This is a genomic window from Geobacter sp. (assembly GCA_009684525.1).
GTDB lineage: Bacteria > Desulfobacterota > Desulfuromonadia > Geobacterales > DSM-12255 > Geoanaerobacter.
In genome coordinates, this window is the sequence record WKKR01000001.1 from 20933 (window position 1) to 34598 (window position 13666).

Annotated in this window: 11 protein-coding genes; 2 read left to right on the top strand and 9 right to left on the bottom strand. The window is 56.1% G+C overall.

Translation table 11 applies throughout. From position 1 onward, the window contains the following. Nucleotides 1–22: 22 nt before the first annotated feature. The 6 genes from GJT30_00095 to ptsP form a co-directional block, all read right to left on the bottom strand. Nucleotides 23–679, bottom strand: a complete 657-nt coding sequence (locus tag GJT30_00095) for a GTPase (protein MSM38020.1) — start codon at nt 677–679, stop codon at nt 23–25. Continuing rightward, nucleotides 672–2009 carry an HD domain-containing protein gene (locus GJT30_00100; protein ID MSM38021.1) on the bottom strand — a complete coding sequence of 446 codons (1338 nt, stop codon included), beginning with the start codon at nt 2007–2009 and terminating at the stop codon, nt 672–674. Before GJT30_00100 ends, GJT30_00095 begins: the two co-directional genes overlap by 8 nt. A 10-nt stretch (nt 2010–2019) precedes the next feature. After that, nucleotides 2020–2979 (bottom strand): response regulator, encoded by a 960-nt coding sequence (locus GJT30_00105; GenBank protein ID MSM38022.1) that lies wholly within the window; start codon nt 2977–2979, stop codon nt 2020–2022. Next, entirely contained in the window at nt 2976–3797 is an 822-nt protein-coding gene (locus GJT30_00110; GenBank protein ID MSM38023.1) for a response regulator, read from the bottom strand. Before GJT30_00110 ends, GJT30_00105 begins: the two co-directional genes overlap by 4 nt. Then, nucleotides 3794–7279 carry a PAS domain S-box protein gene (locus GJT30_00115; protein ID MSM38024.1) on the bottom strand — a complete coding sequence of 1162 codons (3486 nt, stop codon included), beginning with the start codon at nt 7277–7279 and terminating at the stop codon, nt 3794–3796. Before GJT30_00115 ends, GJT30_00110 begins: the two co-directional genes overlap by 4 nt. 263 nt (nt 7280–7542) lie before the next feature. Next, nucleotides 7543–9897, bottom strand: coding sequence for a phosphoenolpyruvate--protein phosphotransferase (gene ptsP / locus GJT30_00120; protein ID MSM38025.1), 2355 nt, complete (start codon nt 9895–9897; stop codon nt 7543–7545). 211 nt (nt 9898–10108) lie between these two features. On the opposite strand from ptsP, the gene GJT30_00125 reads away from it, so the two are divergent. Then, nucleotides 10109–10906 (top strand): tetratricopeptide repeat protein, encoded by a 798-nt coding sequence (locus tag GJT30_00125; GenBank protein ID MSM38026.1) that lies wholly within the window; start codon nt 10109–10111, stop codon nt 10904–10906. 8 nt (nt 10907–10914) lie between these two features. Here GJT30_00125 and GJT30_00130 read toward each other — a convergent pair whose 3' ends face one another. Then, nucleotides 10915–12039 carry a SidA/IucD/PvdA family monooxygenase gene (locus tag GJT30_00130; protein ID MSM38027.1) on the bottom strand — a complete coding sequence of 375 codons (1125 nt, stop codon included), beginning with the start codon at nt 12037–12039 and terminating at the stop codon, nt 10915–10917. Between the two features lie 151 nt (nt 12040–12190). Here GJT30_00130 and GJT30_00135 point away from each other — a divergent pair, with 151 nt between their 5' ends. Continuing rightward, nucleotides 12191–12538 (top strand): YtxH domain-containing protein, encoded by a 348-nt coding sequence (locus GJT30_00135; protein ID MSM38028.1) that lies wholly within the window; start codon nt 12191–12193, stop codon nt 12536–12538. 43 nt (nt 12539–12581) lie between these two features. Here GJT30_00135 and GJT30_00140 read toward each other — a convergent pair whose 3' ends face one another. Both GJT30_00140 and GJT30_00145 read right to left on the bottom strand, forming a co-directional pair. Beyond that, nucleotides 12582–13259: a DUF3047 domain-containing protein gene (locus GJT30_00140; protein ID MSM38029.1), complete on the bottom strand. Its 678-nt coding sequence runs from the start codon at nt 13257–13259 to the stop codon at nt 12582–12584. Between the two features lie 25 nt (nt 13260–13284). Next, nucleotides 13285–13551 carry a hypothetical protein gene (locus GJT30_00145; GenBank protein ID MSM38030.1) on the bottom strand — a complete coding sequence of 89 codons (267 nt, stop codon included), beginning with the start codon at nt 13549–13551 and terminating at the stop codon, nt 13285–13287. Between the last annotated feature and the right edge of the window lie 115 nt (nt 13552–13666).

The following is a 13666-nucleotide window of genomic DNA, read 5'->3' on the forward strand; positions in this document are numbered from 1 at the left end:
CGTGGCCTATAAAGGTCATCCATCAGTCAGTGACCACCGAGGTGAGGTTGCGTACGAAATCTGCTTTTGTCAGACCATGTTCTGCAACCAGCCGGTAACGGCCGTCGACTCTGTCAAAGAGAAGGCCAGCCAGTGCGGCGAAGGTTTCCACCACACCCCATCCCTGGAGAGCGGATGCCATTACCACCGGGAAACCGGTTGCTTCCCAGGTTTTCCTGATATCGTCCTCCGGAACGATGTTGGCCAGGTCCCGTTTGTTGAACTGGATTACCAGCGGCAGTGCATCGATGTTCAATCCCACCAGGGCGAGATTGTCTTCCAGGCTTGCGAAACTGTTGGCATTGTTGGCGGTTTCCGCCTGTTGCGAATCGGCAATGAAGGCAACGCCATCGGCCCGTTGCAGAACCGCCTTGCGTGTCGCGTCATGTCGCACCTGGCCCGGTACGGTGTAGACCTTCACCTTGATCTTCAGGCCGCTTGGCGTGGTCAGGAAAAAGGGGAGCAGGTCGAAAAAGATGGTCCGGTCATTGGTGGTATCAAGCACCATAAGGTCGCCACGACCTTCACGGCTCAACTGCTCATGAAGCTGGAGCAGGTTGGTTGTTTTACCTGAAAGCGCCGGACCGTAATAGACCAGCTTCAGGACCATCCGTTGCTGCTGTTCGTTATATTCAATCACCGTCCTGCCTCGCGGTCATGGCGAAGATTCCCCCCTGGGGAGGGTCTATCTGGTAGTAGCGCTTGATGGCATCAATCTTGTGCCAGTCGAGCACCGTTCCCTTTGACAGGAGAAGCAGACCGGTGCCGCTCTGGAAATTCCTGGTCAGTTGCAGCCCGGATATCAATTCGCTGACCTGATATTCGCGTTCGACGTCATCTCTCTGCTTGCCGGTGGGTGCGAAATACTGATAGCGGGCATAACGTTTGGCATGCTTGACGAGGGTTGGGTCGAGCTGGTGTCCCTGCTGGTTGAGAACCTTTGAAAGGGTCATGTTGAGGGCGATTTCGCCGCTCTGGTTGGCCATTTCCCGGTCGATGAAATCGGCGATGGCGATGATCCTTGCACCGAGAGGGATGGCTTCTCCGGCAATCCCTTCGGGGAAGCCGCTCCCATCGAAATGTTCGTGGTGATGGCGGATCAGCACCCCGACTTCACGAAGCCCTTCAACGGCGTCTATGGCTGTCTGCCCCCTGACGGCATGCTGCAGGTAAACCCGTTTCTCCTCGGGACTCATGGCACTCATCTTCATTTCGAGGATGGCAGTGGGGATGCCGATTTCGCCGATGTCGTGCAAAAGGGCCGCGGTCTGGATCATCTCCTGCTCTTTATCGGAAAGTCCCAGGTCCTTTGCGATCCCTACCGCCATTGTTGCGACATTCCTGGAGTGGCTCTGCGAACTCCTGCCGCAGAGTTCGACCAGCCGCGAGAAGGCCGCGATGATCCCCTTGAAGCTTTCCCCGATCAGGCGGTTTTTTTCCGCGAGGTCCTCGTTCTGTTTGCGGATGGTGACGGTATGCTCCATCACCTTCTGCTTCAGATTGGTGTTCCATTCCTTGAGTTCATCGTTCTGTTGCTGGACTAGTGCGGACAGTCGTTGATTTTCCCGGAGCAGCTGGAACTGTTTCACCCCGTCGCGGATGGTCTGCACCAGCATGCCGTCATCCCAGGGCTTGGTGATGTAGCGCGCCGCGCCCCCCTTGTTGATGGCGTCGATAACCAAGTTGATGTCCGCATAGCCCGTCAGCACCATGCGGATCGCTTCGGGGGCGATGGCTTGCGACAGCTGCAGAAACTCCGCTCCGCTCATGCCTGGCATCCGCTGGTCCGAGAGGATCAGGGCCACATCGGGATGCCTGCGGAGAAGGTCCAGCCCATCGTCTCCCGAGGAGGCGGTCAGGATATCCAGATCTTCCTCTTCCATCAACAGCCGGGTAATCGCCCGGGTGATGTTTTCTTCGTCATCAACCAGAAGGATCTTGCTGATTGTTTGTATTGTTCCTGTAGTCATGATTTTCTCCTCACCCTTCATGCTGGGCAATGGGGTCTAAAGCGATGAGAAACAGCTCGACCAGACGTGGATCGAGGCTTGTTCCTTTCATTTCGAGCATGATCTTTCGTGCCTGATCGAACGTAAAGGCCTGTTTATAGGGACGATCGGTTGTCAGGGCGTCGAAGACATCGGCAACCGCCACAATTCTGGCTTCCAGGGGGATATCTTCCCCCTGCAGCCCAAGTGGGTAGCCATTGCCGTCATAGCGTTCGTGGTGAAAGCGGATGATGTTGATAACGGTGACTGGCAGACTGGCCTGCTCGGCAACAGATGCTCCCCAGTCGGGATGGAGGCGGATGGTTGCAAACTCCTGGTCACTGAGTTTGCCGCTGGAGTTGAGTATCGTCTCAGGCACCCCGATCTTGCCGCAGTCATGGAGCCAGCTGCCGTGGCGGATCTCCCTGACGAGCGGTTCGGGCAGGTCGAGCTTTCCGGCAATGGTGAGTGCGTAACCCGCAACCCGATCGCAGTGCCCCCTGGTGTAATGATCCTTGAGTTCGATGGTCTGGGCCAGAGAGCGGAGAATCGCCTCGTTTTCCCGTCCCAGGGCGGCAAGAATGCGTGAGCGGGCGATGCCTTCGCTGATCGCCTTCACCAGTTCCTGCTCTTGCCATGGTTTGACGATGAACCGGTAGACCTCGCCGCTGTTGATCGCCTGCAGGGCGGTGGGGAGATCGGCATAGGCGGTCATGAGAATCTTTACCGTTTGAGGAGAGACCTTTTTCAACTCGGCGAGCAGCTCGACCCCCCTCATCTCTGGCATCATGTTGTCCGATACGACGACTGCCACCGGTTTGGATCGGCATATGTCGATTGCCTGCAACGGGTTGCTGGTGGTCAGTATCTGGAGATTGCTGTCGACGAATACCCGTTGCAAGGCACTGAGGATGTTTTGCTCATCGTCGACGAACAGAATGGTTTCGCTCATTTCCGGCACTCCCGATTGAGGCAGAGGATGAGCCCCTCCTGTTCGTCTTCTATCATGCAGGTTCCCTTGACACAGAGTGATTCACCGTTGCAGTCGATGGTTGTACAGCTGTTCTTTTGGACGAGTACCGTTGCAACGAAATCACAGAGTGCGGGGGGCAGCACCGTTTCGATCTTTTTGCCGAGGATTTCTTCACTATCGGATTTCAGGATGTTTGCAGCCTCAAGATTGACCTGCACCACGATGCCATCCGAGACCAGCGCCAGTACACCCACCGGCAGGTGTTGAAGGATGTTGCGGGTGTGCTGCAGCGCGCGGTTCTGCAGGATCAGTTCGAGAGTCCGTTCGGCGACCAGCCTTTCCAGGGAGTCGTTGAGCGAGGAGAGTTCTTCATTCTTTCTGCGCAACTCTTCGGTAAGCTCAAGGTTCTTGCGGTGCAGGGTAAAGGTTTCGATCGCCTTGGCGATGGTCATGCGCAGTTCATCGTCGTTCCATGGCTTGGGGACAAACTTGTATATCTGCCCTTCATTAATTGCCGCAACCACTGAGGCAGTGTCTGCGTAGCCGGAGAGAACGATGCGGATGGTGTCAGGGTGGCGAGAATAGACCTCACGCAGGAAATCGACCCCGTTCATGCCCGGCATCCGGTAGTCGGAGATGACGACCTGGATGTCCGGTTCTGCTTCGAGGATATCCATCCCTTCCTGGCCTGAGCCGGCGGTCAGGATCAGATAGTCGTCGTCCAGAAATATCCTTTCCAGCGCCCTCAGGACGTTCCGTTCGTCATCCACGCAGAGAATCTTCACTTGGTCGCTCATGATGCTTTGCCTCCGTTGACCGGCAACCTGACGGTGAAGGTTGTGCCTGTGCCCACCTCGCTCGCCACCTCGATGGTGCCGTTGTGTCGCTGGATGATTTCATAACTGATGGAAAGCCCGAGTCCGGTTCCTTTACCCACCTCCTTGGTGGTAAAGAATGGCTCGAAGATCCGGGACCGTATCTCTTCGGGAATCCCGCAGCCGGTATCGCTGATGGAGACGCAGGCATGCTTGCCGTCCAGCCAGGTCTTGACGGTGATTTCACCCTGTTTTTCGATGGCATGGGCTCCGTTTACCAACAGATTCAGGAAGACCTGGTTGAGTTGCTGTGGATAGCAGCTCACCAAAGGCAGTTCGCCGTACTCCTTCTGCAGGGTCACCTTGTATTTCAACTCGTTCCAGGCGATGCTGATGGTGCTCTCCAGGCATTCGTTGATATCTACCTGTTTTAACTCGGCATCGTCGATGCGCGAGAAGCTCTTCAGGTTCTGAACGATGGTGCGGACCCGTTCGGCACCGTCGCTGGATTCGGCGATCAGCTTGGGGATGTCCTCCAGCAGGTAATCGATCTTGTACCGTTTGCGGGCATCTGCCAGGGAAGCGGTCAGTTCTGGGGAACCAATGCTGTTGAGCGCCTCGTCCTGTGTGACAATGAACCCTTTGAGCCGTTCGGAGTATTTGGCCATGGTCCCCAGGTTGCTGGAGATGAAACCCATGGGGTTGTTGATCTCGTGGGCCACCCCGGCCGCCAGTTGGCCGATGGACGCCATCTTTTCCTGCTGCAGCAGCTGCAGATGGGTGGTTTTCAGTTCCTCATAGGCCTTGGCCAGTTCGTCGGAAACAAGCTTGATGGCGGTCAGGTCGTGGAGCGAGATCACGGCACCCTTGTCTTCTGCATAGGGGTAAATCCTGACGGTGAACCAGCGCCCTGACTGCTGGTGGTACAGTTCTCCCGATTTCCCGATCAACAGGTCGACATCGAGACCGACGTCGGTAAAGAGCTCGCGCCACTCACTGCTGATCACCGACTGGTAATCGCGGTTCGTAAATTCCAACAGCGCCTGATTGCAGCGCCTGATAATCCCATCATCTCCTACAAGCATGACAATGTCGTCGATGCAGTCCAGTGTCTGTTCCCATTCGCGTTTGCCCCGCTCGACCTGGGTATAGAGATGTGAAAGCTGTTCGTGTTTCAACTGGAGCTCTGCCTGGTGTTTGAGGAGTTTCCGTTCTGCCTCCTTGCGATGGGTGATGTCCTCTTTCACTGCCAGGTAATGGGTGATGATGCCGGAGTCGTCCATAATAGGTGAAATGGTCACCAGCTCCCAGAACAGGGTGCCGTCTTTCCGTTTGTTATGCAGCTCGCCGTGCCATTTGTGACCGGCATTGATGGTTTGCCAGAGTTCGGAATAGAGTTCCGCCGGTTGCTCTCCCGACTTGAGCACCCGAGGATTGTTTCCTATGGCTTCTTCACGCGTATAACCGGTTACTTCGCAGAACCTTTCGTTGACATACTGGATCGTTCCCATCGGGTCGGTAATGACGATGCTGCTGCCGCTCTGTTCCACTGCCTGGGAGAAGAGACGGAGCGATTCCTCGGCCCGTTTTCGGTCGGTGATGTCGTGCAGTGTCTCCACGGCAGCAACGACCTTGCCGCTGGCATCATGGACCGGTGCGGCATCGAAGAACAGGTAGCGATCCTTCCCGTTCATGCCGTAATACCAACCCTCTGCCCGAAGAACGCCAGGGAGGTCGTGCCGGGTTTCATAAGTGGTATAAAAGGAGTTGATCACGTCTTCCAGGCCGTCGAGAACCAGGTCAGCCACGGTGGGACGCTCTTCGGGGTAAAATGCCTTCCAATGATGCGAAGTGCCGATCATCTCGGCGGAACTTTTTCCGGTCAAATCAGCACAGGCACGATTCCAGACGATGACCCGGTGGTGGTTGTCTATGACGAAGAGCGGTGTGGTGGTGCTTTCGAGAAGATTCTCACTGAACCGCACCTGTTCGTCGAGGAGATGTTCAAGCTTTATGCGACGGGTGATGTCGCGGAAGTTCCCCCTGATGCCGATGACCTCCCCCTGGTCGTTGGTCGCCTCGAAACAGACGTGGTTTACCCAGATGATGCCTCCCGTTTTGGGGAGCAGGCGGAGATCGAGCGGATGGCAGTCGCCTTTACAGGTTGTATTGAGGCGGTGGTCCAGCCAGCGTTGCTGATCATCAGGATGAACGATCTGGTCAAGCAGTTGCGGTTCTGCGAGGAACTCGTCCTCACGGTATCCCAGCATGGTCTCGCAGTTAGGTGAAATGTAGAGTATCTCGCCGGTTGTACTTATCAACAGTGCTATTTCATTGGTGAATTTGGTGATGATCCGGTAGATATTCTGGTTGCGGGCGATCTCCGTGTCCCGTTTGGCTAGCTGATCCACCATGTCGTTGAATGCCTCAGCCAATTCCCCGATTTCGTCTCCGGTCTGCAGGTTGATCGAGCGCTGATCGTTTTCCAGTGAGGGGAGGGTGCGAACATGCTGGGCCAGTGTTATCAGCGGAGCCGAAATACGCCACGCCGTGAGCCAGAGTGCCAGCAGCATCACCCCGAGTACCAGTGCTACCACCAGGATGAAAATGATACGGGCCTGGTCTATGGGGGCGTACGCCTCGCTGAGCGGATAGTGACTGCCAATGACCCATTGGGCCGATCCCAGCCGTTTGAACGAGGTGATGCCAGGCACGCCCTTGGAATTGACGTTTTCCAGGGTTCCCTCGAACCCCTGGAGGGCACGGTCCAGCCCTTTGTTCATGCCGGGGGCAACCTGTTCCATGACCCGTTTCTTGACGGGGTGCATGACAATTACCCTGTTCGAGTCGACAAGATACAGATAGCCGGTCTTACCGATGGTAATCCGGGATAGCTCGGAGAGATAATTGTCCCGCATGAGCAGGTGACGTCCGGCAAGAAGTCCCAACAGCTTTCCCGAACGGTCGCGGATCGGCGTCGTAAAGGTGATCGTCGGCTCGTAAGGGGGGGCTTCGGAGATGTACGGCTCGGAAATGACTGGTTTGCCTGTTTCAAGGGTCTTTTGCACGAATTTTCGATGCAGATGGTCATGTCCCCGATGTTCCGGATGAACCGGGCTCTCGGTGATAATCCGGCCATTGGCATCCAGAAGCAGAAAACCGCCGTCGAAGTAGGTCCTCGCATCGGTTTCGCTGTCCAGGAGGCCCTGCACGGCGGGAAGATCGGTCAGTTGCACCGAGGCAAGGCTTTGGGAGATCATCTCCAGGATTTCCTGGCTACGGCGCAACTGGGCATCGAGCTCGCCGGCAGCCAGGCTGAGCATGGCAAAGTGGTGTTTTGCCGACTCCTGTTTGAATACTCGGGCAAAGTAGGCATAGCCGGCAATGGCAAGGATGGACATGAGAGCAATCATCAGCAGGGAGACGACAGCCGTCAGCTTGGTTCTGATCCGCGCATTTCGCATGGTGACAATCTCGGTAATGGTGAAAGACGTTGTATATTGGTAATGTTCCGGGAGAAGCAGATCCGTTCCCCTCGAACCGTGGCATCTGATATACATGTATATCGGCATTTTCAGTGCTGTTGTTGAGAATTATTGAACAGTGTTTGTCGAACCGTCGCGGTCCTTCCCGTCGTTGCTGACGGCGGTCCGATGGGTGGTGTTCAAGGTCGGGATGGGTATATGGAAGCGATTCAGGGACCGGCGGGATTAGTCAACGGACTCAGTCAGAGCCGTAATTCGTTTCTGACCTCTTCCAGGTAGCTTTTGATACTGCTTGCGCTCTCCATGAACAGGATGTCCGAGGCTATGGTACGGGCTGTGGCGAACGAGACGGAGCGGAGTGCCTGCTTGACCACCGGGATAGCGGGCGCAGAGAGGCTGAAGTCGCTGATCCCCAACCCGAGCAGGATGATGGCACTGAGGGGAGTTGCGGCCATCTCGCCACAGAGGGAGACCGGTTTCCCCTCGCTGGCAGCGACATCGGCGATCCGCTTGATGGAATGCAGCACTGCCGGATGGTAGGCATCGTAGTATTGCTTTACCTTGGGGTTGTTGCGGTCGGCGGCAAGGGTGTACTGGATGAGGTCGTTAGTGCCGATGCTGAAGTAATCCACTTCTTTGATGAGGATGTGGGCGATCTGCACTGCGGCGGGGATTTCGATCATGATCCCGAGCCGCAGCTCCGGAGCGATGGGGCACCCTTCCCGGTCGAGGTCGGCACGCACCTGGGCAAGGATATCCTTGACCTGGCGGACCTCGTCGACCCCCGAGATCATGGGGAACATCAGGCTTACATTGCCGTGCACCGAGGCCATCAGCACCGCTGCGAGCTGTTCGCGGAAGATGTCCTGGCGTTCCAGGGAGACCCTGATGGAGCGCCAACCCATGAAGGGATTGTCTTCCTTGGGGTAGGCAAAATAGGGGAGCCCTTTGTCGCCGCCGATGTCGAGCGTCCGGATGTTTACCGGCAGCCCGGCAAATCCTTCCAGTATCTTGCGGTAGATCGAGTACTGCTCATTGCGGTTGGGGAATGATTTGCGCGCCATGTAGGGGAATTCGGTCCGGTAGAGGCCAACGCCTTCGGCACCGTTGGCAAGAGCGACCCGAATGTCCGACAGTAGGCCGATATTGGCCTTGAGATTCACCTTGAATCCGTCAGTGGTGATGGCGGGCAGGTCGCGCAACTCTTCCAGTTCCCGTTGTCGCTGGCTGAAATCGTTGTGCAGCCGCTCGTATTCGGTCCGGACCCTTTTTTCGGCATTGACGTAGATGTGCCCCGAAGTGCCGTCGATGATCACCTCGTCGCGAGGGCCCACCTTGTGCAACAACCCTTCGATCCCGAGCACGGCGGGGATACCGAGCGAACGGGCCATGATCGCGGCATGCGAGTTCACGTCCCCTTTTTCGGTGATAATTCCGAGTATCTTTTCGTGGTTGAGCGTTGCCATGTCGGACGGCAGGATATCTTCGGCAACGATGATCCTCTTGTCGCGGAGACGGGACCTGGTCGTGCCGTTCCCTTGCAGGGAATCGGAGATCCTCCGCCCGATATCCACCATGTCAGCCGACCGTTCGCGCAGATACGGGTCCTCCATCTGGCCAAAGACCGCGACATAGTGGTCCACTACCTTCTGCACTGCTTGTATGGCCCCGCAATCGCTGTCGATTTCCTCCATGACCCGGCCGATGAACCCACGATCTTCAAGGATCATGAGGTGGGTGTGAAAGATGGCTGCATCCTCTTTTGAGAGGTTGGAGGCAACTCGCTTTTCCATGTACAGGGTCTGGATCTTCGCCTTTTCGATGGCTACCAGAAACCGTTTGCGTTCCTCCTGGCGGGGGAGGATCTTGGTATGCAGCGTGCCGGCCTTCAGGCCGCGCTGGTTGATGATGAACAGCTTTCCCAGGCAGAATCCGGGCGAAGCAGCGGAACCGGTCAAAGAGAATGATTGATGCTTCCCTTTTTTCCTCTGTTCCAGAGGTTGCCCGTCTGCGTCGAAGAGCCCCTGCTGCTTTGCCCTGGCCAGTTCGCGTTCGAAGTAGGCTCGCTCTTCTTCTTTGCTACGGATCGAGTCGAGCAGCTTTGCATTGATGACGATGCTGGAGATCTGGTAGGCAATGGTGGCCAGGGTACTTATTTCATGGGGGGTGAAGACCCGTGCTTCTCTGGTCTGGATGACAATGACGCCGACCGGGGTCTTTCGCTCGAAGAGCGGCAGGCCGAGAAAAGAGGCAAATTTTTCTTCACGGGTCTCCCGGAAGTATTTAAAGCGCGGATGTCCCGGAGCGTTCTCTATGTTCACCACGCCCCGTTGTTCGATGACGAGGCCGGTGAGCCCTTCTGAGGTCTTCATGGTGATCTTGCCGACCGAACTTTTTGACAGCCCCTTGGTGGCCTGGAGGGTGAGGGTTTCGCCATCGTTTTCCAGGAGATAGATAGAACAGACATCTGAACCAGTCCGTTTTGCCACCAGGTTGACGATGTTGTCCAGGGTTTCCTGCAGATCGTGTGAGTGGAGAATCAGCCCGCTGATGTCCTCAAGCGTACGCAGGCCAATGGTTTCGTGATCGTGCGCCATTGCAGTTTCCCATGAAAATTTTCTTGTTGGTAGTATAAAGGATCTCCGGGAAATGTGAACCGTTTCTTACGACTTTTTTCATCATTGAGCCGGGTCTGCTGGCATTGGGAACGTCTTTCTGGTATAGTTCCGCCAGTCTCGGCCGATTGCTGAGGCAATCAGCTGATATGCTTGGCATCTCTTGCACGAATACGTCTTGATGGGAGGGAATATGAGCACTTCATTCGAAGAGCATCTGGCAAAGGGGATCTCGCTGGCCGAGGTGGGCAACCATGAAGCAGCCGCGGAGGTCTTCAGTCACTGCACCGAACTGGCGCCGAGCCGTCCGGAAGGATTTTTCTATCTCGGCGAGGCACTTACCGGTTTGGGCAAGCTCCCCGAAGCCGTTGTCGCCTATGAAAAGGGGCTTGCCCTGGCGCCTGAAGACAGCGATGCCCTCTTGTCGCTCGGGGATATCTACTTCGAGCGTGGCGATCACAAGGAGGCTCTGAAACTCTACCGAAAGGTTTCCGAACTCGATCCGCACAATGCTGACGCCTTTGTCAGCATCGGTCTGGTCCATGCCAATCAGGAGCGTGCCGAAGAGGCGATTGCTGCCTATCAGACCGCGCTCGGTATCGATCCCGAGAATGTCTTTGCCTACAATGCGCTTGGTGATGCCTGGTACGGTCTGGGTGAGCGTGAAAAGGCCATTGCCGCCTTCCAGAAAGGTATCGAATTGGACCCGGATGATGCCGCGGCTCACTTCAACCTGGGAGAGCTCTACTACGACCTGGAAGAGTTCGAGCAGGCTGAAAAGGAGTGTCTGGAGTCGGTGCGGCTCGATCCCGAATTTACCCTCTCATATCTTACTCTTGGCAGCCTGTGCATGGACGAGGAGCGGGTAGGCGACGCCATTCGTTACCTGGAGCTTTATCTCCGCTATGAGACATCGCCCCAGGCTGCGGAGATGGTCACCGAGGTAAGGGCGGTTCTGGATGGGCTCAAGGCGGAGGCTGCCGGTTCCTGACCGGTATTTCAGGGCTTTGTGCCTGCTTCTGAACGCCCCAGTTTCTTCCGGATAGCTTCGGTTACGTGGTAGGCGTCGTTCAGTGCGGTATAGATCAGGTTTGGATGCCGCTCCTCCTGGATGGAGCCGCTGCTGATCTTCATGTAGGACGGCGAGATTGCACCGCCGATGACATAGACCCCCTTGCGTGTGGACTCGAACTCTGCGGTCAGGAGCACCAGCCGGTCTCCTTCTTTGGCAATCTGGCAGACCCCTTCGGCGCAGGCAATGGTCTGCACCCCCAGTTTGTCGAAGATCGGGATCGGTCCCTGCGAGCCGATGCAGGCAATGACGTGCTTCATGGGGAAGCTCATGGCATGGTAGATCTCGATTCCGTCGGGCTGCTTGAACTCGTTGATACGGATGACCAGGCGGTCCACCCCTTCGTCATCGACTTCGCCGATTCGCGGTGTCGCGCCGGGCAGCAGGCGGATGTTCCCTCCCAGCAGGATCTCCTCCCCGAGCCGTTGCGCTGTTTCCTTGTTCACATCGAACTTCTCCGAGATGTGGGCCCAATAGACCGGCTGGTTGTCGTTTAGCTGCCGCTTTTCCTTGAGTATGGAAATGATGACATCGGCAGCGGTGTTGCCGCCGCCGATGACCAGGGTCCGGACTCCCACATATTTGGTCGGGTCTTCCACGGTCTTGGCAACCATCTTGGCATCGCCATACACCGAAAGCTCCTTGGGGATGCTGCTCCCAAAGGCAAGCACGACTTTGCGAGCCCTGAAAAGCCCCTTGGATGTGTGGATGACGAGGATGTCGCGTTCTTCGCGGACGTCCTCGAACTGGGTATCGACTTCGACCCGCAGGTTTTCATGCTGGGCAAAGTGCTGCACGTACTGGATGTACTTCTCCACGGTTACCGGTTTGTCAGGAGGGCGCAGCTCTTCCACCAGGAATGGTTCCGGGGCCTCCTTCGGTTTAGAGGGGTATACGTTCTTGCCTGCCGGATAGGTGTTGGCGATCCCCTGGAAAATGCTTTTGCCCGATTCCAGCAATAGATACGTAAGCCCGTGCTTCTGGCAGAGATACGCGGTGGCGATACCGGCCGGTCCGCCGCCGATGATCACGACATCGTAGATGGTGCGCATTGGGAAAGCTCCTTGCTTCGAGGTTTTGCCGTGACTATAGCAGATCAGGCCCGGTTTGTCAGTGTTCCGGCAAGCGAGAAAAATACCGAAACGCTTTGCATCGGCAATTTTTCCGGTACAATTGTAATCAAATCAACAGGGAGGATATGCAATGAACGACAAAGATAAAACAATAATGGTAGGTGCCATGATGCTGGTTGCAGGTGGGATCATCGGTGCCGGAGCGGCTCTGCTCTATGCTCCACAGTCGGGCAAGAAAACTCGCCAGGACATTGCCCGTTACAGCCGCAGGGTAAAGCGTCGTGCCGGCGACCTGGTGGATGATTTCAGCGACAGCGTCTCTGACATGGTGGAAGCGGTTGGCGAAAAGGCTTCGGAGATTCTGGACAAGGGGAAGGACCTGGCCCACGATGCCAAAAAGGATCTCCTGCACGCCATCGAAGATGGCCAGCACAAACTGGAGAAGCAAAAGAATCGTCTGTCCAAGTTGATCGGCTGACAGCTGGTGGGAGGGTTGGGCTGTCCAGGTCTTTACCCTCTTTTCATTGAGTGCGGGCAGTTTTTGGTGCTGGATTGTCTTCCAGGAAGATATCCCCGTAGTAGGCAGTGATGTCTTCCCGGGTATCGTCTGTGTCGGTCATGACCGCAACGGCGCCAATCTCCGGCGGTTCTTCGCCGAACAGCTTCCGATAGTCATCCAGGATATTCCGCTCTTCATTCACCCAGCTGCCGACTTTATCGCTTCCCGATTCAACCGCGACAATCATGGCGTTTTTGGTATAGGGGCTCGGCGCAAACGAGCCCTTTGTCATTTTTGCCGACCAGACATAATTTATGGCCCGCATGCGCCAGAAAAAGGTCCGGGGGAATACCACGTAAACACGGGCGGCAAAGTCGTCTCCCCCTTTCTTGGCGATATCTTCCTTCTGAATGATTTTTTCAACCTTCCACGACCAGCGGAGCAGGGGGAAGCGCCTGGGATCGACGGAGACCTTTTTAATAAGGCCGGATGCTGCCTTTGAGCTGTGCGCCTTGAGAACGGTGTGGCCGCTATCCTCAACGAGGGAATAGTCGGTCTTGCCCTTGAAGGGTTTGTCAGACCAGCCCGAGAGATCACCGGTACTGAAACTGCCCACATGGAGCGGTCCTGCGGCGAGGATGGCAAGGGGAATGAGGATCAGACAGATGGCAGCAGTGATGGCGACCAAGCGTAGGCGCATGTGGGGGGATGCCTCGTAAAGGGGGTTAGGACACAATGTGGCAATCGCTGCAATGGCGGGCCGGGCCGGCGCTTACCCGTTTGTGGCAGCCAATGCAGAGCTTGTGTCCTGATTCGTGATCGAGATCGAAGTGTTGCGGAGGGCCGTCGTGGCATTCGCTACAATTGAAGATGAGACGGTGAAGCCGGTGATCGAAGTAGACATCACCGTTGTAGGCGGCAAACTTCATGGCGTAAGCTGCAACAGCCGTATTGGCGATAAGTGCAACTGCCAGCAAAAGTCCCTTTTTCATCAAGCGGTCTCCCGAGACCAGGTTCACTGCCTACTCCGTATCTATCTGAAGAAAGTCGGCATGGGATCGGATACTATTAGATACTAATCATTAGTATACTTTGGGCGGTATTGTC